Raw genomic sequence first — 23,443 nt, 5'->3', positions numbered from 1 at the left:
CTCCTGTCCAACGTATGCAGTGGGTAGTGTTCTTCAGAGATCCAGCACCAGCTCTTCGCTCTTCGCACGCGATACGCAGATCATGATCTGATCGTGCTTCTCGTCTTCGCCGAGCACCATGTCGCGATGGTCCGCTTCGCCTGCGCACAGCGTCGTGCGACACGATCCGCAGGTGCCGCTCTCGCATGAACTCGGCGCGCGGATACCGTTGTCGCGCAGAATTTCGAGAATCGAGCGGTCCTTCGGAATCTGGAAGCAGCGGCCCGAGCGCTCCAGTTTCACGCTGAAAGGCGTGTTGTCGGCCACGCGCGACCGATCGACGCCGAAGCTTTCGAAGTGCACGCTGCCGGTCGGCCAGTGGCCGGTCACGTCCCGTACGCCGTCCATCAACGCGCGCGGGCCGCAGCAATACACATGCGTGCCGCTCGCGGGCTTCTCGAACACGGGCCAGAAATCGAGCGCTTGCGCAAGGTCGCCGTGGTCGTGATGGATGACGACATGCGGCTTCCATTCCGGGCTCGACAATTCGTCGATGAATGCCGTTGTCTCCGGGCTGCGGGAGACGTAAAAGAGCTTGAAACGCGGGCCGTCGATGGCTTTGAGATAGCGCATCATCGAGAGAATCGGCGTGATGCCGATGCCGCCCGCAACGAATACGAAGCTGCGCGCGCGCTCATTAAGGACGAACTCGTTGCGCGGCTCCGAGACGTCGATGCGGTCACCTTCCACGACGTCGTCCGCCATGCTGATCGAGCCGCCGCGACCCGCCGCGTCACGCTTTACGGCGATCACATAACGATCCGTCTCGGCCGGATCGTTGCACAGCGAATAATTGCGATTCGCCCCGTTCGGCACCCGCACCGTCAGATGCGCACCGGCAGTGAATGGCGGCAGCTCGCCGCCTGCGTCGTCACGCAACTCGAAACGGAAGATGCCTTTCGCCGCCTGATCCTTCTTCGTCACCACGAGCGTCCTGAATGACAGTTCGTTGCTGGCCGACTCGTTCATCACCTGCTCTCCCGCGTATCACCTGAATCGATCGCGCCCGCTGCGGCATCGATCACCATGATGTTTATATTAGATATCTAATCATTTTTCGACAAGCGGGTTTTCCCTGAAACGGGTCGTTCGCCTGCCGGCGCAGGCATCAAACGAAAACGGCGCCTTCATGCCGAAGGCGCCGCTCAAGTGGTGCGATGAACGATGCTTACGAGTGCTTTTCCGCGTGCTCGCGCAGCGTGTTGGCCGGCACGCCGATCAGCACGGCGAGTCCCCCCAGCATGACGATCGCCGCGATTGCGGACAGTCCGATGGCGAGACTGCCCGTCATCGTCTTGATCCAGCCGAGCGCGATGGGTCCGCAGAACGCGCCGACTTGCCCCAGGCAACTGATCGCGCCGATGCCCGCGGCGGCGGCGTCATCGGAGAGATAGGCTGGTGGAATCGACCAAATGATCGCGGCCGCGCCGAAGTACGAGATGGAGATCATGCCCAGACAGATAATGGCCGCCGTCGTATTGCCGGACAGTACGGGCAGCAGAAAGCCGCCCAGCGCGCCGACCGCCGTACACAGGAAGAAATGCCAGCGGCGCTCCAGCGTCACGTCGGAGCTGCGCGCGACAGCGAACATGCCGAGCGCGCCGATGATGTACGGCAGCGCGGACAGCAAGCCGACATTGAGCACGTCCGACACGCCCGCCTGGCGGATGATCGTCGGCGTCCAGTAGTTGAGGATCGTGCCGCACAAAGGCACCGTGCCCCAGCCCGCCGCGAGGATATACACCCGCGGATCCTTCAGCGCGGCCAGCAACTGGTGGCGCGTGTGTTGGGCGGGCTTCTTCTCGGCGCGGTCGGCGGCGAGCGCATCGAGGATGATCTTCTTCTGTTCGTCGTCGAGCCAGCGCGCCTCCTGCGGGCGATCGACGAGATAGAAAAATGCGACGACGCCCATCACCAGCGCGGGCAGCCCTTCGAGAAAGAACAGCCATTGCCAGTTCTTGAAGCCGAGCACATCGACGAAGTTATGCAGGATCCAGCCTGACAGCGGCCCGCCGATGATGCCCGCGGCAGCAATCGCCAGCAGGAAGCGCGACGTGATCCGCGCACGCCGCGCACCCGGATACCAGTACGTCAGATACAGAATGATGCCGGGCCAGAAGCCGGCCTCAGCGGCGCCGAGCAGGATGCGCGCGATATAGAACTGCGCCGGCGTGGTCATGAACGCCATCGCGGTCGAGATGCCGCCCCACAGGATCATGATGCGCGAGATCGTGAGGCGCGCGCCGATCTTCTTGAGCCATAGTGTGCTCGGCACCTCGAGCAGGATATAGCCGATGAAGAACAGGCTCACGCCGAGACCGTAAGCAGCGTCGGACAAACCGAGATCCTGCTTGAGATGCAGTTGCGCGAAGCTGACGTTCACGCGATCCAGATAATTGAGCACCCAGCAGACGAAGATAAACGACATCAGCCGCCAGGTGACCTTGTGGTACGTGGCCTCTACGCGCGCTGCCGCCGCGTCCGATTCCGACATGAATTGCGTGACTGTGGATTTGGCCACAAGGCGTCTCCGATTCCTATGCTCAAGAGGACGATGTTCCGGCGCAGACAGTTGCCTCACGTGTTCCGGACATGCGCTTTTTATTCGATATCTAATCATTATGGTAAGTAGGCCGGGGCGCGCGGACAAGTTCGGGTTTGCACCGAGGGCAGCGCGGCTTTGCAACGGATGCAGGGGGGACGGCCGCGCGGCTATGATGTCGGGAAGACCAACTGCATTCGGGAAAGAACCGCCATGACACGGAAGAAGACTGTGGAGGGCGCGCCACGCGAGACCGCGGAGATGCTGCGCCATTGGCACGAATCGGTGCCCAACGATCGCCTCGCGCACCTCGTGAAGGACGCCACGCGCTCGATGGTGCGCGCATTGCAGATGCGGCTCGCCGAGCATTCAGTGTCGTTCGGGCACTGGACCTTCCTGCGCATTCTGTGGGAGAACGACGGCCTCACGCAGCGCGAATTGAGCGAACAGGCCGGCGTGATGGCGCCGACGACCTTCGCCGCCGTTACCGCGATGGAGAAGCTCGGACTCGTCGAGCGTCAGCAGCGACCGGACAACAAGAAAAACACGCACGTGTTTCTCACCGCCGAAGGGCGCGCATTAAAAGACCAACTGGTTCCGCTTGCCGAAGAGGTCAACGAGATCAGCGTAACGGGTTTGACCGACCGCGAAATCAAGATCGCGCGCAAGGTGTTGCTCACCATCATCGAGAATCTCGCGGATGACGAATCGGATTCGACAAACCCTATGCGACGCGTTTTATCGACTCGCGAGTTGGGCAAGTTGATCGCGGAGCGTGGTGAGAACCTAGAAGACGCTTGACGAGCTATGACAGGCAGGGCTCCTAACACGACCCCGTAAAACAACGGGCGTCGAACGCTACGGACTGGTATATAGCTATAGCTGTTCGCGAGTCCTCTCGCCGATGGAAGCAATGAGGGAGGCAGATCAGGTTTGTTCCTTCCATGGCCCGGATGCCCACCTTCTGCATTGCAGCGGCCAGACGGACGCTCTACTCGGGCGACCAGCCAACGATTCTTTATGGTTGAGCCCTGTCGGATCGGAACGTTCGCACTTCGGTCATTGCGGAGGTCGAGTGCTCGCCCCTGCGAGGCGGCTGAGCGGTGCTTTGCCGCCGCTCGCGCGGTCGTCCGCTTGAATGTCGGGTGCCGATTCAAGTGAACGAGTACTCACGACCCGAAGCAGACCTCCAAAGCGGCGAGGGGCCAGCGGCGGATTCCCGATGCATAGCAGCCCTGCAACTGCGCGCGCTCGCAGAGACGCGCCTCCTGGGGGCTGCGGCGAAGACAGCTACGGTTACCAGAATTGAGACCGTCGAACGTTATTGATGAGCGCTCACATGATTGCGCTAATCTGCCAAGGTACGAATTCGTTCTGCCCGTAGCCGTGCCGCTCGCTGCGAGAACGGGTCCCCGAGGCGACATCCAGCAACAATTCGAAAAGTACTCGGCCCAGTTGCTCGATCGTCGCTCGTCCTTCCAGCACTACTCCGCAGTTCAGGTCGATATCATCGGACTGTCGTTGCCAAAGCGCCGTGTTGGTCGCAAGCTTGACGGAGGGCGCGGGCGCGCAGCCGTAAGCTGAACCGCGTCCCGTGGTGAAGCAGATCAGGTTTGCACCGCCTGCTACCTGGCCCGTTGCCGATACCGGGTCGTAGCCCGGCGTGTCCATAAAAACAAGGCCCCGCGCGGTGATCGGCTGGGCGTACTCGTACACTTCGGTCAAATTGGTGGAACCGGCTTTCGCAATGCCTCCAAGCGATTTTTCAAGGACGGTCGTCAAGCCACCTGCCTTATTGCCCGCAGACGGATTGTTGTTGATCTGCGCCCCTTGCCGCGCCGCATAGGCTTCCCACCACTTGATGCGATCAATCAGCTTCCGACCCACCTCGGGCGTTTCGGCGCGACGCGTCAATAAGTGCTCCGCGCCATAAATCTCGGGCGTCTCTGAGAGAATCGCAGTCCCGCCGTGTTGCACCAGCAGATCAACGGCTGCGCCCAGCACGGGGTTGGCGGTAATGCCCGAATATCCGTCCGACCCTCCGCACTGAAGACCGACCGTGAGATGACTTGCGCTGACCGGCCCACGCTTCACGTTGTTTGCTTCGGGCAGCATGCCCCGAACCAGCTCGATGCCTTTCGCGATCGTCAGTGTGGTCCCACCGCTGTCTTGGATCGTGAACGTTCGTAAGCGGTCGTGTTCCCGCAGTCCCTGCGTCTCAAGAAGACGCGGGATCTGATTCGTCTCACAACCGAGACCGACGATCAGCACGCTTGCGAAGTTTGGATGGCATGCATAGCCGCCAAGAGTGCGCTGCAAAATCGCTAGACCATCGCCTTCAGAATCGATCGCGCAACCCGAACCGTGGGTGAGTGCCACAACGCCATCGACATTCGGGAAAGCGGCTAACTCCTCTGGATGGATATCGCGGCGAAAGTGATCGGCAATGGCTCGCGCAACGGTGGCCGAGCAATTTACCGAAGTGAGAATCCCGATGTAGTTGCGTGTGGCAACTCGGCCGTCTGCGCGGACAATGCCTTGAAAGGTCGCCGGCTCATTCGGGCGCACCGTCTGACGCGCGGCCTTACCGAACGCGTAGTCACGCGCAAAGTCGCCCATAGCAAGGTTATGGGTGTGCACATGTTGCCCCGCGCGAATCGGCTGGTTTGCAAAGCCGATTACCTGGCCGTAGCGGTGCACCGCTTCGCCCTGACCGATGTCACGTGTCGCCACTTTGTGCCCGGGCGGAATCAGTCCCGACACCGTGACCGCTTCCTTGTCGAGCACCGTGCCAGATACGAGCTGTTCGAGCGCGATAACGACATCGTCGGCAGGATTGAGCCGTATGACACGCGCCGACTTCGACGCGGTGGATGGATCGGACATTTCGGCGATATTCAACGACATGGCGCTGCTCCTACGTTTCTCAAGGTAAAGCCCTCTCGCGCTTGAGCCGCGTGGCGCTCGCGTGACGGGGCCGTGAAGCGGTGTTCAGACGGCGCTTAGCCGCTTAGCCAGCGCTCCAAGGGGTTTTGCAGCGTGTGTACTCAAGCTGATAGAGCGTCATGTCCGGTGTCGTCGCGCCAGACTCGGGCAATGCCGCGAGTCCCGAAACGAAACGGTCCACCGCCGAGGTGACATAGTCTGCCCGGCACCCTTCGACTAACACGATCCATGTGGGAATCTGCGTGCCCTCCGAACGCGCCTTCTTTTCCGCCGTCTCAACCTTGCTGATTGCTTCGTCAGCAAGGCACAGGTGCACGCCCGTGATCCCCAACAAATCCACGAGGGGCGGCAACACGCGCTGACGCAAACTCTTCACGACGTCTGCCCCTGCGTCCGAAGGCACGTCGAAGCGTACGCTCATGAGATAGGCACCCTGCCCAACGCCGTCCGAATAGGCGACATGACAGATTGAGCGCGCAACGCTCCGGAAAGAGGCGACAACCTGCTTGGTCCACGGCGTCGGCATATTCAGCCGGGTAAGGTAGTCTTGCGCGCCGAGCACCTCGACGGTGTCGGCCTCGTACAGATTGAAGTACTCCGGCCCTGCATTCAGGGCAATGAAGCGTCGACCGCGTCTGAACCCGGGGATGCCCGCGCGTTCGGGCATGTGTTCGCGGTTGTGCCACTCGTAAAAATCATCTTTCGCTTCTGGCAGCAGGTCATGCCAGATTGCGACGACGCCCGTTCCAGCAAGGCTCATAACTCCTCCGTTTGACAAATCGAATCGTCTTAAACTGCCGATGGGTATTCGCCGCGGCCCCAGGCTGCGCCGAGCGTGTCCGTGTACTGCACAATCTTCTGTGTCTGCTCGCCGAGCCCGCTGCCACCGAGTGTCATGGTGTCGCCTGCTTTCAAGAAGACAGGCGGCTTTTGACCGAGGCCCACGCCGGGAGGCGTGCCCGTTATGATCACGTCGCCTGCCATCAAAGGCATGAAGCGGCTGAGATACGCCACAATGTGTGCGACGTTGAAGATCATGGTGCGTGTGTTGCCGGTCTGACGGCGCGTACCGTTCACATCCAGCCAAAGGTCGAGCGCCTGCGGATCCGGAACTTCGTCGCGTGTCACGAGCCACGGGCCAAGCGGAGCGAACGAAAACCCGCTTTTACCTTTGGTCCACTGGCCTTCGCGTTCGAGCTGATACGCGCGTTCGGAGACATCATTCGCAAGACAGTAGCCCGCCACATGATCCAGCGCGTCCGCTTCGTCGATTCGCCATGCGGGTTTTCCGATTACCACGCCGAGTTCCACCTCCCAATCGAGCTTTTGCGCGTCTGAGGGCAGAACGACCGGGTCGTTCGGGCCACTGATGGAGCCGGTGTGCTTGTTGAACACCACAGGTTCGCGTGGGATCGGCGTGTCGGTCTCAGCAGCATGATCCGAGTAGTTCAGACCAATGCACACGAGATTACGGACATTGCCGACGCACGCGCCGAGACGCGTGCCTGCTTCAACGACGGGCAAATGATCTAAATCGAGTTCGCACAGCTTTGCAAGCGCGACTGGCGTGATGGTCGCTCCATCAATGTCGTTCACGATGCCAGTCAGATCGCGGATCGCGCCGCTGGAATCGATAATGCCGGGCTGCTCACGACCAGGCTGGCCGAAACGGACGAGACGCATGTAGTACTCCTGTCAAAACAAAAAATTGATGGGTAATTTGCCGAGCTCGCCGAAGCGAATAAGCAACTCACGACCAACTGGCAACTCCAGAACGCCTGCATAGGATCCGGTGATCACAGCTTGGCCTGCGTACAATCCGCAGCCGCGCACGCGAAGGAAATTCACGAGCCACACAATCGGCGCGAGCACGCCCCGATCAGGGTGGCGTCCCGCGAGCGTAACCGCCGCTTCCCCGACGCGGTTCAGACCAAGGTCGAATTCCACCGGGAGGTCAGCCGGTGTGGCGCCATCGAAAAAGTTCACGCGGGGTCCAAGGACAAGGCCGGCGTTAAAGAGGCCGTCTGCCAGTAGTTCCGGAAACGTCAGCTTTTCTGGATGTGCATAACGGCATCCCAGCAATTCGAGCGCGAGGTGCGTGTCCCCAAGCGCGTCGAGTACTTCCGCTTCGCCATAGACTCCGCGCCGTGGCGGCAAGTCGCGCTTCAGTAGGCAGGCCAGTTCCGGCTCCGCCCTTACAGCCACACCCGCAGACCCGCTCATGTGACAAACATCGCCGCGATGAATATCAGCGTCGTAGATCGGAGCGGCGATGACTTTGCCCGGCTGCGGAAGCGCGCATTTCCATGCGCCGATCTGCCGGCCTAGTTGACGGCTGACCTCCTGCTGGATCGCGAAACCGTCGTCCAAATTTGCAGGCAGTAGTTCGACCGGCAGCCGCTCGACGAGCGTGCCTGTTTGGCGCGCCGTCACAAGAAGGCGGCCGGCTTTTTCGCGCTGACTGACGATAGCCTCGGCGGCCTGTGTTGCGGCTGTTATCTTCAAGCCGCCTCCCTTACGTTGGCCCCGACACTCTCACGCGGCCATACCGCACCTAGCTTCGAAGTGGCTTCTTTCATCAACGCGACGAAGTCGTCATAACGCTCTGGCTGAACGTGCATGACGGGTCCCGCCATGCTCATCGTGCCGACCACGGTACCGTTGGTCAGCGACTGTACGGGCACCGCCAAGGCGGCAACGCCAGGTTCGGCTTCTTCCACGACAAGCCCATAGCCGCGCTGCCAGGTCAGTTCCAACTCGGGAATCAATTGCTCGATGCTGTTGATCGCCTTAGGCCAGCACGCGCGGGAGGCGGCTTTTCCGAGTCCGGCACCCGATGCGCATCCGATCGCGCGGTCATTTGGCATTGACGCCAGCCATACCTTGCGGTTCGCCGTCGCATGCAAGGTCATCGGGCTATCCATTGACCGCCCATGCAAGTACCGCTGACCACACGAGGATAGCGTCAGCGTCAGCTTCAGACAGTATTGGGACGTGTGTTCGTCCCGCTCAGCCCGGCCCTGCTTGCGCGACTGCAGAAGCACTCGATGGGCTGGACTTTTCTCCCGTTCGAGTTCGGCGGCAATGGCGGACATTCGCACCCGGCGCGTCTCGCGTGCGAGCGACTCGATGACCTGCAGCGAACGGTCAACTGCTCCCTTGACAACTCTCATGACGTTGGTAACATGGTTCTTGATGGAACGATGTTACAACAATAAAGAACGCGCCCGAAAAAGTCAATCGAAGACGGAGACAAGTTATGCAGCGAAGCACCCCGGCTGAGCCACATCGCCACCACCAGTCGAAAATAGCAGCGGCCAGCGGCTGGATCGGATCAGCACTCGAGTACTACGACTTCCTCATTTACGCGACCGCGGCGTCATTGGTCTTTCCGCAGCTTTTCTTCCCCTCTGGCAATCCGACGGTCGCGATCATTGCATCACTGGCGACTTTCGGTGTCGGCTATGTCGCCCGGCCACTAGGCGCTATGGTGCTGGGCCACATCGGCGATAGGCACGGCCGAAAGACGGTGCTGATTTTCTGCATGTTCCTGATGGGCTTCTCAACGATGTGCGTGGGGCTTTTGCCCACGTATCAGCAGGTCGGCATCTGGGCTCCGGTGATCCTCGTCATTCTCCGGCTCGTTCAAGGGTTCGCCGTTGCGGGCGAGCTCTCCGGTGCCAGTTCCATGATTCTTGAGCATGCACCGTTTGGTCGGCGCGGCTACTTCACAAGCTTTACCATCCAAGGATCTCAGGCTGGGCAGCTCTTGGCGTTTGGGGTCTTCTTACCCCTCGCGCATTTCATACCGAAGGACCAGTTCGCTTCCTGGGGATGGCGGATTCCGTTCCTGTTCAGCGTTGTCGTTATCTTTGTTGGCTACGTCATCCGCCGCCAGGTTCGCGAAACCCCGACTTTTGCCCAGGAGCGAGCTCACGGCGAGGTTCCCGCCTCACCGGTCGCCGAAGTCCTGCGGCAGAACTGGGGCGATGTTTTGCGCGTCGTCTGCATGGCACTCACCGCCGTCGTCGTGTTTCTCGCTACAGTGTTCGGTACTGCGTACGCGGTACAGCCGGCGTACGGTATCGGCTTTCCTGCCGGAGTCTATCTCTGGATTCCAGTTCTCGGGAACATTTGCTCCGTCATACTGATTCCTTTCGTCGGCAATCTCTCAGACAAGATCGGCCGCAGGCCGCCCGTACTTGTCGGGGCCTTGAGCGCCGGCCTGCTTTCCTTCGGCTTCCTCTACGCGATTAGCATTCACAACCTCTGGCTCTCGCTGATTTTTTCGGCGCTCATGTGGGGCATCGCCTACCAGGGCTTTAACGGTGTGTTCCCGAGCCTGTTCCCAGAACTCTTCCGACCGCGGGTGCGCGTGACGGGAATGGCCATCGGGCAGAATGTCGGGACGACGTTGTCGGCCTTGATACCTGCACTGTTCGTCGCAGTCGCGCCCCCTGGCTCCGCTAACATCCCATTGAAGATCGGTTTTCTCACATTCGGTATTTGTCTGGTTGCCGCGTTTGCCGCGTTTACCACTCGGGAAACGTACCGTATCCGCCTTGATGATCTCGGCGACCGCAGCGCTATTCCTGTACCCAAGGCCGAATATGAACGGCTGCGCAGTGAATCGATGACCGCGACGAGCAAGAATGCCGCTGAGACGGGGTTTGTCCGCAACGTGCAGTCTTAAGCCGCCGCCGGCCGGCTAACTCAACGTAATCGCCCCTTGGGCGCAACGCAAATCGGACGTCCATGCAAACGTGTACCTCGGCGCCGGACGCCAGTTCGAACGTGCACGAGTTCATCGCGTTGTCGTGGGCCGAAGGATAGTCATCGATCGGCGCGGCTTGGGTCACGCACGCATTCACGCTCGTTCATCACAGTCTACATAGGATTACTAACCTATCAGGATAGCCGATCTACTAAATATCGCGATCCCAAGTTAATTCGCAAGACCATTTATCCGGGGACGTGCAGGCTGGCGTATGCGATTTCCACGTAATCGAGACGTAACCGGCGACGCTTATGAGCGCACTTACGGCGTCGGTGCTGACCTCGTTAAAACAAACGTAACTCGCTTTATACACAATAGGAGACGCAATGAAGACAATGAGGACTTTTGAAGTGATCAAGGCCGCCGTCGTCGCGACAACAGCATTCGCGGCCACTGCGCCGGCGTTCGCACAAAGCAGCGTCACACTGTACGGCATCGTCGATGATTCGATCATCTATCAAAGCAGCCAGACCTCGCTGGGTTCTACAAACGGCGGCCGTTCGAACGTCAAGACGGCATCGGGCATCTGGGCGGGCAGCCGTTTCGGCCTGAAGGGTGGCGAGGATCTGGGCGGGGGCACCAAGGCCATTTTCCAGTTGGAATCCGGCTTCAACGTCAACAACGGCGCGCAGCAATACGCGAACGCGATGTTCGGCCGTCAAGCCTGGGTCGGTCTGACGAACCAGACGTTCGGCACGTTCACCTTGGGTCGCCAGTACACGTCGTACTACACGCTGATGTCGCCGTACAGCCCAACGAACTGGCTGACCGGCTACTTCGGCGCGCACCCGGGCGATCTGGACGCATTGGACACGATCTACCGCGCGAATAACTCGATTGTCTATACGTCGCCGCAGCTCTACGGCGTGACGCTCAGCGGCTCATACTCGCTCGCAGGCGTGCCTGACAGCGTATACCGCGGCTCGACGTGGTCGGCTGCGATCCAGTATCAGCAAGGCCCGATCGGCGGTACGGTTGCCTTCATGCGGATCAACAACTCGACCGTCGGCGGTGGCGTCTACGGCGCGGATTCGACGATGAACACGGCAGGCCAGTCGGGCGTGTCAGCGGTGACGAACGGGTATCAAGGCGCGCAGGCGCAGAATCGTTTCGCGGTCGGCCTCGGCTACGTATTCAACAGCGCGTGGGATCTCTCGGCGACTTACACAAACGTTCAGTACATCCCGGGCGTGCTGTCCAAGTTCACCGATGAGCAAGTCTTTAATACCGCTGGTACCGTACTGCACTGGAAGGCCACGACAGCATGGGACTTCGCTGCGGGCTACAGCTACACGTGGGCGAGCAAGGCAAACAGTATCGACGACGCAGCGTCGTACCACCAGTTCAGTTTGTCCCAGTACTACGCGCTGTCCAAGCGGACCGGCTTCTACGCCCTGGAAGCGTTCCAGCGCGCGAACGGCCGAACGCTCGGCACGCCGACGTTCACGGCGGCAGGCGCGACGAACCGGCAGATCGATGCAACAGCATCAGTCGGCGACGGCTTTCAGTCGACTCCGTCGTCCTCGCGCAGTATGTTCGTAGCAGGCATAGGCATCGTCCATCGCTTCTAATCTAAGCACCCGCGGAGGTCCTTTCCTTCCCTGCGACAGAGTATGGTGAGGCCACCGACCGGTGGTCCACCGTGCAACCGCGAGCTAACCGCCGCCCGGATGCAATTCCCAGCCAGGAGATGACCAGACGAGATCGGGTTTTCCTTGGAACAGCGTCGGCGCGGGCTGCGACGTGTGGTTTGCTGCCTCTTCATGCCACTTTCATGCCACAGGCTTACTTGCCGAGCCTCGCGAGATGAATCCGGCATTTCAAGCCGCCTGGTTGACGTCTCGATCAACGCTCTGTCGCGGCCAGACGGCCCCCAGTTTCGCCGACGCTTCGCGCAGAAACCCATGAAAGGCGTCGTAACGCTCCGGCGGTATGCGCAAAACCGGCCCAGCGATACTTATTGTCCCGACTACCACCCCGTCAACCAGCGAACGCACGGTGACGGCCATCGCGACCACACCGGGCTCGGCTTCCTCCACGACAAGACCATAGCCGCGTTGCCTCGTCAGTTCGAGCTCCGGTAATAATCGGTCGACACTATTAATCGCCTTGGATGTCCCTGCGCCGTTGGGCTGGCCGAGCCCGCCGCGCAGTGCGAGCCCGATTGCTTCGTCGTTTGACATTGCCGCCAACCACACCTTTCCGACCGATGTGGCATGCAAGGCAATGGGACTATGCATGGACGGCGAATACATCAGCCCCGGCGCCGCACCTTGAGACGCAGCGAACCAAGCAAGTGTCCCTTCATTCACCACTGTAAGCCGCACAAGCTCATGGCACTGCGCTGCGACTTCATCGAGGATAGGCTGCACCAGGCCCGGCAACCCGAGGCCGTGCAGGTATCGCTGACCGAGCAAAGAAAGCTTCAAGGTCAGGCGGTACTGGGAAGTCTGTTCATCTTGCTCAGCCCACCCCTGCTCGCAAAGCTGCGCAAGCACTCGATGGGCGGGCCCTTTCTCGAGCTCGAGTTCAGCGGCGATATCGGACATACGCATCCAGCGCGCCTCCCGTGCGAGTAACTCGATCGCTTGAAGCGATCGGTCAACTGCTCCCTTGACAACTCTCATGATGTAGGTAATATGGTTCTTAATGGAACGATGTTACAACTATAAAGAATGGCATCGAAAAGTCAATCTAGACGGAGACAAGTCATGAGTGGAAGCACCCAGGTTGAAGCCCATCGCCGGCGCCAGTCGAAGATCGCCGCCGCGAGTGGCTGGATTGGCTCTGCACTTGAGTACTACGATTTCTTCATCTACGCGACCGCAGCGTCGTTGCTCTTTCCGCAGCTCTTCTTCCCCTCCAACAATCCGACGGTTGCCATCATCGCATCACTGGCGACTTTCGGTGTCGGATACGTCGCCAGACCGATCGGGGCGATGGTGCTCGGCCACGTCGGCGACCGACACGGTCGGAAGACGGTACTGATTTTTTGCATGTTTTTAATGGGTTTTTCCACGATGGGCGTGGGACTCTTGCCCACTTACCACCAAGTCGGCATCTGGGCGCCGTTGCTGCTCGTCATCCTGCGGCTCATTCAGGGTTTTGCCGTCGCAGGCGAGGTCTCCGGCGCCAGTTCCATGATTCTTGAACATGCGCCGTTCGGTCGACGGGGCTATTTTGCGAGTTTCACCCTACAAGGGGTACAAGCCGGGCAGCTCCTCGCGGCGGCGGTCTTCTTGCCCTTGGCGCATTTCTTACCGAAGGATCAATTCGCTTCTTGGGGATGGCGCGTTCCATTCCTTCTTAGCTTTGTCGTGATCGTCATGGGGTACGTCATTCGCCGACAGGTTGAGGAAACTCCAGCTTTCCGCGACGAGCAAGCGCACGGCGAGGTACCTTCGTCGCCAGTCGTTGAAGTCCTCCGACAGAGTTGGGACGATGTCTTGCGCGTAGTCTGCATGGCGCTCGTCGCGGTCATCGCACTCCTTGCTACAGTGTTCGGCGCCGCGTATGCAGTCCAGCCAGCCTACGGTATCGGCTTTCCTGTTGGTGTCTTTCTGTGGATACCGGTTCTGGGAAACATCTGCTCGGTCATTCTGATTCCCTTCGTCGGCAATCTCTCTGACAAAATCGGCCGCAGGCCGCCAGTTCTCGCCGGCGTGCTCACCGCTGGGCTACTCTCCTTCGCATACCTGTACGCGATCAGCATCCATAACCTCTGGCTCACGATCATTCTTTCGGTGCTGATGTGGGGCATCGCCTACCAAGGCTTCAATGGTGTGTTCCCGAGCCTCTTCCCAGAACTGTTCCGTACGCGGGTGCGCGTGACGGGCATGGCCATCGGACAAAACGTTGGGACGACGCTTGCAGCACTGACGCCCACACTGTTCGTAGCCGTCGCGCCCCCCGGTACCGCCAACATTCCGCTGAAAATCGGCTGCCTGACGTTCGGCATCTGTCTCATCGCCGCGTTCGCCGCTTTCACCACGCGGGAGACGTATCGGATCCGCCTTGACGACCTTGGCGACCGCGATGCAGTACCTGTGCCCAAAGCCGAGTACGACCGGGCGCGCGCCGAGGCGGTGGCCGGACGAATCGGCACAGCCGGTGCGCAGGACCTTGCAAATCAGGCGCACTCGTAACTGCTTTGGCCGGTCCACTGGTCGCGGGTGCGCGGCAGGGTGACTTGGCTTGAGCCGAACAGAATCGATGTAACCGCGGCACTAGCGAATAGTTTGACGCCGCATAAAGGAAATGCACATGCACAACGAAGACACACCCCGCTACGACGGCCCACGTGAGCTCGCGCAATCTCTGAGCGCGTTTGCGCGCATTAGCGCAGCTGGCGCGCCCTGGAACCAGGAAGGCTTGCGCGCTGATTCTGAGTACCGCGACCTCGGACTCGCCGCGGTGACCGACGGGCGCATCGGGGCAAAACACATTCGCGCGCTCAAGCCGTTCACCGAGCCTACTGGCTGGCACTGGCACGACATGACCGGCCACTACTTGTATGTGCTGCGCGGATCCGTGACGTTCCGTTTCGCCGGAGTCGAGGGCGACGTGACGCTCAACGCGGGTGACGGCCTTTCACAGCCCGCCGGCGTGCCTCACAACGTAATGTGGCGCTCCGACGACCTCGAGGTCATCGAGATCAATGAGCCCGCTGTGTACGGCACTTGGGATCTGCAGGTACCACCGGCGCCGTGGAAGTGAAACACCGCACCTTAAGCCAACATCGAGCAACCATGCAGCAATGAATCCACATATCACTGGTAACACGCGACTCTATGGGTTAGTGGGAGATCCACTGACGGCCGCTAAGTCGCCACAATTGTTGAACCAGCTCTTTGCTGAACAGCGCGTGGACGCGGCTTGCGTTCCGTTCTGGGTCAAGGCAGCGAGCCTGTCTGACTTCGTCGACGGTGCTCGAGCGATGAGCAACCTTTCCGGCATGCTCGTCACCATGCCCCATAAACAACGGATGCTGGAATATGTCGACGAACTAGATTCAACGGCTCGACAGGTCGGCGCGCTCAACGTCATCCGTTGTGAGGCAGATGGACGTTGGGTTGGAGCGATATTCGATGGCGTTGGCTGTGTTCTTGGGATGCAATGGGAAGGCCACCATCCGGCCAATAAGTCCGTGCTTCTCGTCGGCGCCGGAGGCGCCGGCAGCGCGATCGCATTTGCGGTCGCGTCCGCAGGCACTAGCAAGCTGATCATATCCGATGCCGATGGCCATCGGGCGGGCGACCTTGCGGCATCTGTTGCTGCCGAAACCGGCTGCGAAGCGCGCTCGGGGCCGCCCGACCCCCAAGGCTTCGACATCGTCATCAATGCCACGCCGCTCGGCATGAGATTGGGCGATGCCATGCCGGTTGATCCCGAGCGGCTTTCGCCTGGCGCCATCGTCGTCGACATCATCAACGCGCCCGAGCCAACGCCGCTTCGACGCGCCGCGCATGCGCGCGGGTGCCGCACCCAGGACGGGGGGCCGATGCATCAAGGGCAGGCCGTCTACGCAATGAAGTTTTTGGGTTTCGATTACCTCCCCGATGGACGATCAGCGCCGGCCCACGGTCCGCGATGACTTGATAATTTCAAAGGAGACTATGTATGAGAGTTGCTTTGCTGGAGGTCAGCCATTGGCATGTCCCGCTCTATCTGGATGCGCTGGAAGCGCCTGGAATTGAAGTGGTTGCGGTGTCGGATGCGGAAGATGTCAAGGGTGAGGCAATCGCCGCACGATTCGGGAGCAAGCTATATTCGTCGGCCTATGAATTGCTCGAGCGTGAGAAAGTCGATTTTGCATTCGTGTTCGGACGGCATTCCGAGATGCCTGCGCTCGCCGAGGCCGTGATCGCGCGAAACATTCCCTTCGCGCTGGAAAAACCATGTGGCGTGAGCATGTCACAAGTCACCCGGCTTCGAAAACTGACAGAGGAAGCCAACCTTTATTGCGCAGTGCCACTCATCTTCCGAATGAGCGAGTTGCTCAGTTCGCTAGAAGATGCAGAAGGGCGCATTCCATCGGACTTCAACTACATGTCGTTCCGGTTCATTGTCGGACCGCCCAGTCGATACGAAGCGGCCGGTGCCGGCTGGGCGCTCGATCCGGCTTATTCCGGAGGCGGATCGACAATCAATGTGGCGACTCACTTCATCGACCTGTTTAGACTGCTGACTGGCAAGGAGATCGCCCGAGTCTCTGCCGCGATGAACTCAAGAACGCATCAAAGAGCAGTTGAAGACTACTCGCTGCTGACCATGCAAACCGAAGACGGCGTAATCGGCCTGGTGGAAACGGGATACAGCTTCCCCAGTACACCCGACGAGCAGCGCGAATTTTCGTTCACGCTTGCATCCGATCGTATGTACGCGAAATCCGGCCCCGACCGGATCGAGAGTCGGGAAAGAAACAACTTGTCTGCGGGCACGCGAAGCCGTCGTCTCCAGCTCGAAACAGACGTTTACTACCCCTTGTTCGTCAAGCGCGTGCTCAAGGAATGCCGTACTGGCGCAACGCCAATCGCGTCGTTGCGCGACGCAGAGCGCATGATGCAAGTCATGGATGCGGCCTACGCGTCAGCGCGTCAGGGGGGAGCGCTTCAAACTCTTGAGCCGATTACTAGCTGAGTATTTGTTGGATTGCCCGCCGACGATGGAAACAAGACAACATTGCAATGCGGCCGGCTATCCTGCGCCCCAGGAAGCCGACTGGATCGCGCGAGATTTCCGTTTCAACACGGGCGCGACCATGTCAGAGGTCCGGCTACATTACCGAACCATTGGCGACCCGTCCGGTGAGCCAGTTCTCGTCCTGCATGGCACCGCGGGCACAGGTGCCAGCATGCTGACACCCGATTTCGCGGGCGAATTGTTCGGCTCCGGGCAACCGCTCGATGCGGACAGGTATTTCATCATCCTTCCTGACGCGTTGGGGGCCGGTGGATCGTCCAAGCCGTCTGACGGATTGCGCACACAATTCCCGGCTTACAACTACGACGACATGGTGCTCGCGCAGCACCGACTACTGACCGAGCACCTGAATATCCGACACCTGCGCCTGTTGATCGGTAACTCGATGGGCGGGATGCACGCATGGATCTGGGGTGTGCAATATCCGGACTTCATGGACGCGCTCGTGCCAATGGCGTCGCAACCGACGGAGATGTCCGGCCGCAACTGGATGCTACGCCGCATGCTCATTGAGATGGTCCGAAACGATCCGGAGTACCGCGGCGGCGATTACACCAGTCAACCGAAGTCGTTGCGCCTTTCCAGCGCCTTTTTCGCGCTGGCGACCAATGGTGGGACGCTCGCTTGCCAAAAAGCGGCGCCGACGATGGAACTGGCCGATCGATATGTCGACGACAAGTTGGCACAGCCGTTCACATTGGATGCCAACGACTTCATATACCAGTGGAGCGCCGCACGCGGTTATAACCCTGCGCCTGGTCTAGGGAACCTGAGGGCTGCGGTTCTCGCCGTTATCGCGGCCGACGATGAGCGCTACCCGCCTGAAACCGGCCTGATGGAGCGCGCGATGAAGCTTGTGCACAAGGGCCGGCTGCTCGTAATTCCTGCCAGCGAGAACACGTGCGGCCACGGCACGAACGGACTGGCCCGCTTCTACAAGCGTGAGTTGCACGAACTGCTACAAAAGGCCCCGCGCAGAGTCGAGGAGTAACGTCACTACAGGCCTACCTGTGACCTGAGCGTTTCGTGCCATCGCCCTCTGTCGCATTGAACTTTCGCTACGAAGGACAACGGTCGCCGCTACAGTCCAACTCGTGCAGCCCTAAATGGCCGGGCCCTGCCGGACGGCCGACGCGCGCGCTTCGGCCTCTGCGGTCGTTGAAGCCCGTTGAAGCAGCCTGCGTTGCGCGTCCGCAGTGGGCCGAATTGCTGACGTTAAAGTAACGCTCAGCGAGACGGCCACGGCATCCGTCGATGGACTCACACTCACGACCCCTAGCGGCCAATCGGGTAGACCAGAGCGATGGCGCCTTGGGATCGAAGAGCGGCCATAAGTCTTCGTCTATGTGTAATGTGCGAGAATCCTATGCCATTATATTTCATCGAGTGACCTTTTCGCCTCCCGATACCCCCAATACGAATGCCCGTAGCGACGCCTATCCCTGCGCCTCGTACGTCTCCAGCCGATCTGGACGAGTTGATCAGCGCACTTGAGATCCGGGTACTTGGATTGTCCGAATGCCTCGTCAGTCAGGGCTTCGTTCTGGAACTGGACGGCAATGAAGCACCCGGTATCCACTACGTCCTGTCCGGCGAAGGCCTGCTGCACATTGTCGGCGCGGAACCGGTACAGCTAAGGCCGCACACGCTGTTGATCGTGCCGCCCCGCCACCCGCTGAAGCTCGAAGTGCGCTCCAGCAAGGCCGGCATCGCGTCGATCTTGGTTCCCGGGCGCGAACACAAGCAGGTGGTCGATTCGATCAGCCGGTTTCGCACTGGCACCTCCGAGCCAATGACCGTGATGATATGCGGGTATTTCAATGCAGCGTTCGGCGCATCAATCAATCTATTCGAAACCCTGTCGACGCCGATCGTCGAACACTTCGACGCGTCCGACCGGCTCGACTTCTATCTGCGCACCGCGTTCGACGAACTCGTCGCTCAGGAGATCGGCGCGGGCGCCATGTCCGGCGCGTTGCTCAAACAGGTGATCGTTGCACTCGTGCGCCGCTCGCTGAAAACGAGCACCGTCTGGCTCGAACGCTTTGCACTGCTCGGCGATCCGCAGATCGCACGCGTCTTCGCGGATATGGTCGCCCGGCCCGGCTCGCCACATAGCGTCGCGAGCCTCGCCGACGCCGCGTTCCTGAGCCGTTCCGCCTTTATGGCCCGTTTTTCCGCAGCCCTCGGTAAATCGCCGATGCAAGTGCTGCGCGACATCCGCATGCGGCAGGCGGCCGCCCAGTTGCGTACCGCCGATCTCTCGCTCGATCAGGTCGCGCGCAACGTCGGTTACGCTAGCCGCGGGACCTTCGTGCGGGCGTTTCGCGATGTGTTCGGCATCGGCCCGCTCGAGTATCGATCGGGCGTCGGACACGCCTGAACGACCGGACGATTAGCACGCTTTGACGGACCCTTTGCAGCCTCCTCCCGTCCATACTGGATTGCATCCAACTACGGACAGGAGGTTCGAAACGACTGCTCATTACATGATCGTCGATTCGCCGGCCGGCAAGCTCAGACTCGTTGCGCGCGACGCCACGCTGATCGCCATTCTGTGGGAGAGCGAGCGCAGCAATCGCGTGAAGCTGGGCGAGATGCAATTGGCCGATGACAATCCGATACTACTCGACGCCAAGCGGCAACTAAACGAATACTTCGCCGGCGAGCGCACGCAATTCGATCTCGACATCGCGATGGAAGGCACGCCGTTCCAGAAGCGCGTGTGGCGCGCGCTACTGGCCATTCCGTTCGGCGAGCGTTGCACCTATCGCGACATCGCGACGCGAATCGGCAATCATCAGGCAGCGCGAGCCGTCGGCGCGGCGATCGGACGTAATCCCCTTTCGATCATCACGCCGTGCCATCGCGTAGTCGGTTCATCGAGCAGCCTGACCGGTTTTGCAGGCGGACTGCCGGCCAAGCTGTGCTACTTGATACGGAAAATCGGGCAGCGCGCAAAACCGCCTGAACGCGGCAAGCAACGCCTCTTTCTATCGGCACCACGTGTGTCGGCGCGCGAAGCGCCGATCTCTGGTGCCGATTTTTTCTCCTGAACCTTTACACGCTTTTCGCGGATCGACACAAGCGGACTTTCGACGCGCTTTGCCGGACTTTCTGCACCACGTGTGCCTCTACACTTTCCATCAATGCAACGCAGCCGCATCCGATGCAGACGCATCCCTCTTTCGATCAGGAGAACCACCATGACCCGCATTGCCCTTCCGACCAACGAACAGATTTCCGCCGCATCCAGACCCGTTGTCGATGCCGTGACGAAGCAACTGAAGATGACCCCCAACCTGTTCCGCATCATGGCGCTAAGTCCGAACGCGCTGAGCGGTTGGGCTGGCCTGCAGGGAGCGCTCGCGAAGACGCTCGACGCCAAGCTGCGCGACGGCATTGCGCTCGCCGTCTCGCAGGTCAACGGTTGCCAGTACTGTCTGTCGGCGCACTCGTATGTGGCAAGCAACCTTGCGAATATCGACGACGACGAAATCCGGCTCAACCGCGCCGGTCGATCCGGCACACCCAAGACCGCGGCGGCCGTGGCGTTTGCGAAAAAGCTGATGGAAACGCATGGCAAGGTCGGCGATGACGATCTGCACGCCGTCCGAGCCGCAGGATTCACCGACGCCAACATCGTCGAGATCATCGCGCTCAGCGCGCAATTCCTGCTGACGAACTTCGTCAACAACGCATTCGATACGGAGATCGATTTTCCGGTCGTCGATGTTGCGATCGACTGAATTTTTAATGTCCGGGAGCCCGCGATGGCTCCCATTTTTTATCAGGAGCTCGTCATGTCACGCACCACGACTGAAAAACGCGCGGCCTTTCGCGCACTGCATGCATCCGGCTGCTTCATGCTGCCGAACCCTTGGGACATCGGCAGTGCCCGCTACCTCGCGAGCCTCGGATTCCAGGCGGTCGCGACCACCAGTTCGGGCTTCGCGTGGTCGACCGGTCGGGCAGACAACCACATCACGCGCGAGATCATGCTTTCCCATCTGCGCGACATGGTTGCGGCAACCGATCTGCCGGTGAACGCCGACTTCGAAAACGGCTTTGGCGCCGAGCCGGGCGACGTCGCGCAAAGCGTGAAGCTGGCGATAGAAACGGGCGTCGCTGGCCTTTCGATTGAAGACGCCACCGGCAATAAAACAAGTCCGCTGTTCCCGATCGATGTCGCTGTCGAGCGGCTGAAAGCGGCACGGCACGCTATCGACGAAAACGGCGGCGACACGCTGCTGATTGGCCGCGCGGAAAATTTCTTCGTCGGCGTGCCCGACATAAACGACACGTTGGCGCGGCTCGAGGCGTACGCGGCAGCCGGCGCGGATTGTTTGTACGCTCCGGGTATTCAGACCCGTGAACACATCGAAGCCATCGTTGCCGCCGTGGCGCCCAGGCCAGTGAACGTGTTGATCGGCTCGCAGTCGTCGCTTGCGCTGCAGGACCTGGCCGCGCTCGGCGTGCGGCGCGTGAGCGTCGGCGGAGCGCTGGCGCGCGCCGCGTGGGGTGGCTTCATGCGGGCGGCGCAATCGCTCGCTAACGGACGCTTCGACGGATTTGCCGATGCAGCTTCCGGCGCGCAGCTGAATGCGCGGTTTCTCGACGATGCCTGAATAGCGGGGTTCGCCCGCACTCTGCCCAATCTCAAGGAGAACATCATGGCCCGCGAAATCATCCGTGTAGAACCGCTGTCGAGCTGGCTGGAACGCTGGAAAGCGCCGACGTCCGCCGTCACGCGTCACGGCGACACGATTTACGTCTCAGGTTTCCCGCCGTTCGATCCGCAGACCGGTGAAGTACTGGACGCGCCGATCGAGCAGCAAACCGAGCGCGTGCTGGAACAACTGAAGCTATGCGTGGAGGCAGCGGGATCGTCGCTCGATCAGGTGCTGAAGTGCAACGTCTACTGCACGTCGGTAACGATGTTCCCAGTCGTCAACGAGATCTATGCGAGATTCTTCGGGCCGCAGCCGCCGGCACGGATTTTCGTGAACGTGCCAGCGTGGCCTGGACATTTCGACATTGAAGTTGATTGCGTCGCAGCAGTATAAGCGAGGGGAAAGGGCCGGACGAGTGGGCTACGCTACTCGCTCGCCGGAGTCGACCGGCTGTCTTCACGTTGCCGATTTTGAATGTGCGGTGTACCAAGGCAGGTTGTTGGCTGCGGGACGATTACGTAGCGGATGTCCGCCATCAGCGCTGGTCCTGACACCCATTTTTTCCCTTGGGTATGTTGGCTATTGGCCGGTAGCGCCAGTTCGAGAACTTGTTGCGCAGCGATCGTTGAGATTCAGAATAGCAGGACACTGCAACGGATGTGAACGAGTACCTGCGGCCAGAAGCAGGGCGGCCTCAAAAGCGAAGTGCAACACCTGTCTCGTATAAGGTGTTGCAATGCCCGACAAAACTTCGTATCAGCAGCTTCAACCTGAAGAACGCCTCGCCATCGCAAGCCTGCGACTGCAGGATGTGAGCATTCGGGCCATGGCCCGAATGCTCGGGCGCTCGCCGTCCACCGTGAGCCGTGAACTAACGCGAAACAGTTCTCCTGCTGGCTACGCATCAGTGCCGGCTGAAGCGCTCAGCGCCGCCCGCCGTAGCGCGGGCCGCCGCCCCGCGAAGCTTTGCCTACAAAGCGTTTCCTGGCGGGTCGTGCTCACCCTGCTCGAATGGAAATGGTCACCTCAGCAGATATCGGGCACACTGAAGCGCATGTATCCGACCGACCCGACCCAGCACGTATCGCACGAAACCATCTACACGGCTATCTACGCTCAGCCGCGTGGCGAATTGCGCCGCCAGTTGATTGCCTGCCTGCGCCCCGGCCACAACACCCGCATGTCCCGCACGCGCGGCACCGACCGGCGCGGGCAGATTCCCGACATGGTGAGTATTCACGTGCGCCCGCCCGAAATCGAGGACCGCCTGCTGCCTGGTCATTGGGAAGGCGACTTTATCAAGGGCGCCGGAAATCAATCGTCTGTCGGCGTCCTGGTCGAACGGACCAGCCGTCTAGTGCTGCTCGCCAAGATGGAAGACGCCACCGCCGCTTCAGCGCTGGCGGGCTTCTCCGCCAAACTCAACTCGATTGCAGCACCGCTGCGACAAACCTTTACCTACGACCAGGGAAAAGAAATGTCGCGGCATCAAGAACTCACTGCAGCCACTGGCGTGCGCGTGTACTTCTGCGACCCACATAGCCCCTGGCAGCGCGGGACCTGCGAAAACACCAACGGATTGCTCCGTCAATATTTGCCTAAGGGCACCGACCTCTCGGTCTACACTCAGGACGAGTTCGATGCCATCGGCGACAGCCTGAACAGCCGGCCGCGCGCAACCCACGCGTTCCATTCGCCATTCGAGGTCTTCGCTGCGACACTTGCCTCAGCGAGCCAATCTCAAAGCGCTAAACATTAACCCCC

The 23,443-nt window shown here is 60.4% G+C and carries 22 protein-coding genes; 14 read left to right on the top strand and 8 right to left on the bottom strand.

Features of this window, described 5'->3' with window-relative positions; genetic code table 11:
* Positions 1-33: 33 nt before the first annotated feature.
* Both PQR08_RS36485 and PQR08_RS36480 read right to left on the bottom strand, forming a co-directional pair.
* Entirely contained in the window at positions 34-1,008 is a 975-nt protein-coding gene (locus PQR08_RS36485) for a PDR/VanB family oxidoreductase (RefSeq protein ID WP_250487798.1), read from the bottom strand.
* Positions 1,009-1,207: 199 nt separating this feature from the next.
* Positions 1,208-2,533: an MFS transporter gene (locus tag PQR08_RS36480; protein ID WP_408164141.1), complete on the bottom strand. Its 1,326-nt coding sequence runs from the start codon at positions 2,531-2,533 to the stop codon at positions 1,208-1,210.
* A gap of 261 nt (positions 2,534-2,794) precedes the next feature.
* Here PQR08_RS36480 and PQR08_RS36475 point away from each other — a divergent pair, with 261 nt between their 5' ends.
* Positions 2,795-3,382, top strand: coding sequence for a MarR family winged helix-turn-helix transcriptional regulator (locus PQR08_RS36475; RefSeq protein ID WP_250487797.1), 588 nt, complete (start codon positions 2,795-2,797; stop codon positions 3,380-3,382).
* Between the two features lie 534 nt (positions 3,383-3,916).
* On the opposite strand, the gene PQR08_RS36470 is transcribed toward PQR08_RS36475, so the two are convergent.
* The 5 genes from PQR08_RS36470 to PQR08_RS36450 form a co-directional block, all read right to left on the bottom strand.
* Entirely contained in the window at positions 3,917-5,488 is a 1,572-nt protein-coding gene (locus tag PQR08_RS36470; RefSeq protein WP_408164133.1) for a UxaA family hydrolase, read from the bottom strand.
* A 103-nt stretch (positions 5,489-5,591) separates the two neighbouring features.
* A complete protein-coding gene (locus tag PQR08_RS36465) occupies positions 5,592-6,287 on the bottom strand; it encodes a hypothetical protein (protein WP_250487795.1) in 696 nt (231 codons plus the stop codon).
* A 29-nt stretch (positions 6,288-6,316) separates the two neighbouring features.
* Positions 6,317-7,210, bottom strand: a complete 894-nt coding sequence (locus PQR08_RS36460) for a fumarylacetoacetate hydrolase family protein (RefSeq protein ID WP_250487794.1) — start codon at positions 7,208-7,210, stop codon at positions 6,317-6,319.
* A 12-nt stretch (positions 7,211-7,222) separates the two neighbouring features.
* Positions 7,223-8,032 (bottom strand): 2-keto-4-pentenoate hydratase, encoded by an 810-nt coding sequence (locus tag PQR08_RS36455; RefSeq protein ID WP_408164131.1) that lies wholly within the window; start codon positions 8,030-8,032, stop codon positions 7,223-7,225.
* On the bottom strand, positions 8,029-8,700 hold the full coding sequence (locus PQR08_RS36450) for an IclR family transcriptional regulator domain-containing protein (protein WP_408164129.1): 672 nt from the start codon (positions 8,698-8,700) through the stop codon (positions 8,029-8,031). Before PQR08_RS36450 ends, PQR08_RS36455 begins: the two co-directional genes overlap by 4 nt.
* Positions 8,701-8,786: 86 nt before the next feature.
* Between PQR08_RS36450 and PQR08_RS36445 the strand changes: the two genes are divergently transcribed.
* A complete protein-coding gene (locus PQR08_RS36445; protein WP_408164127.1) occupies positions 8,787-10,220 on the top strand; it encodes an MFS transporter in 1,434 nt (477 codons plus the stop codon).
* Between the two features lie 419 nt (positions 10,221-10,639).
* Entirely contained in the window at positions 10,640-11,875 is a 1,236-nt protein-coding gene (locus PQR08_RS36440; RefSeq protein ID WP_408164140.1) for a porin, read from the top strand.
* A 249-nt stretch (positions 11,876-12,124) separates the two neighbouring features.
* Here the strand turns inward: PQR08_RS36440 and PQR08_RS36435 are convergent, their stop codons facing one another.
* Positions 12,125-12,931 (bottom strand): IclR family transcriptional regulator, encoded by an 807-nt coding sequence (locus PQR08_RS36435; RefSeq protein WP_408164125.1) that lies wholly within the window; start codon positions 12,929-12,931, stop codon positions 12,125-12,127.
* A gap of 84 nt (positions 12,932-13,015) precedes the next feature.
* On the opposite strand from PQR08_RS36435, the gene PQR08_RS36430 reads away from it, so the two are divergent.
* From PQR08_RS36430 to PQR08_RS36380, 11 genes are all read left to right on the top strand, one after another.
* Positions 13,016-14,449: an MFS transporter gene (locus tag PQR08_RS36430; RefSeq protein ID WP_408164123.1), complete on the top strand. Its 1,434-nt coding sequence runs from the start codon at positions 13,016-13,018 to the stop codon at positions 14,447-14,449.
* 118 nt (positions 14,450-14,567) lie between these two features.
* On the top strand, positions 14,568-15,020 hold the full coding sequence (locus PQR08_RS36425) for a cupin domain-containing protein (RefSeq protein ID WP_408164121.1): 453 nt from the start codon (positions 14,568-14,570) through the stop codon (positions 15,018-15,020).
* Between the two features lie 40 nt (positions 15,021-15,060).
* Positions 15,061-15,897 (top strand): shikimate dehydrogenase family protein, encoded by an 837-nt coding sequence (locus PQR08_RS36420; RefSeq protein ID WP_408164120.1) that lies wholly within the window; start codon positions 15,061-15,063, stop codon positions 15,895-15,897.
* Between the two features lie 26 nt (positions 15,898-15,923).
* Positions 15,924-16,943 (top strand): Gfo/Idh/MocA family protein, encoded by a 1,020-nt coding sequence (locus PQR08_RS36415; protein WP_408164118.1) that lies wholly within the window; start codon positions 15,924-15,926, stop codon positions 16,941-16,943.
* A gap of 25 nt (positions 16,944-16,968) precedes the next feature.
* The gene (locus tag PQR08_RS36410; protein ID WP_250487784.1) at positions 16,969-17,997 is read left to right on the top strand and encodes an alpha/beta fold hydrolase; all 1,029 of its coding nucleotides are present in this window, start codon (positions 16,969-16,971) and stop codon (positions 17,995-17,997) included.
* A 486-nt stretch (positions 17,998-18,483) separates the two neighbouring features.
* Positions 18,484-19,389, top strand: coding sequence for an AraC family transcriptional regulator (locus PQR08_RS36405; protein ID WP_408164116.1), 906 nt, complete (start codon positions 18,484-18,486; stop codon positions 19,387-19,389).
* Positions 19,390-19,495: 106 nt separating this feature from the next.
* On the top strand, positions 19,496-20,062 hold the full coding sequence (locus tag PQR08_RS36400) for a methylated-DNA--[protein]-cysteine S-methyltransferase (RefSeq protein WP_408164114.1): 567 nt from the start codon (positions 19,496-19,498) through the stop codon (positions 20,060-20,062).
* Between the two features lie 150 nt (positions 20,063-20,212).
* Entirely contained in the window at positions 20,213-20,755 is a 543-nt protein-coding gene (locus tag PQR08_RS36395) for a carboxymuconolactone decarboxylase family protein (RefSeq protein ID WP_408164112.1), read from the top strand.
* A gap of 54 nt (positions 20,756-20,809) precedes the next feature.
* Positions 20,810-21,634, top strand: a complete 825-nt coding sequence (locus PQR08_RS36390) for an isocitrate lyase/PEP mutase family protein (protein WP_408164110.1) — start codon at positions 20,810-20,812, stop codon at positions 21,632-21,634.
* Between the two features lie 45 nt (positions 21,635-21,679).
* Positions 21,680-22,072, top strand: a complete 393-nt coding sequence (locus tag PQR08_RS36385; protein ID WP_408164108.1) for a RidA family protein — start codon at positions 21,680-21,682, stop codon at positions 22,070-22,072.
* Between the two features lie 343 nt (positions 22,073-22,415).
* Positions 22,416-23,438, top strand: a complete 1,023-nt coding sequence (locus PQR08_RS36380) for an IS30 family transposase (protein WP_408164106.1) — start codon at positions 22,416-22,418, stop codon at positions 23,436-23,438.
* Positions 23,439-23,443: the final 5 nt, after the last annotated feature.

The sequence above is a fragment of the Caballeronia jiangsuensis genome, assembly GCF_046030135.1.
Taxonomy (GTDB): Bacteria; Pseudomonadota; Gammaproteobacteria; order Burkholderiales; family Burkholderiaceae; genus Caballeronia; species Caballeronia jiangsuensis.
This window is presented reverse-complemented; position numbering and strand designations above follow the sequence as displayed.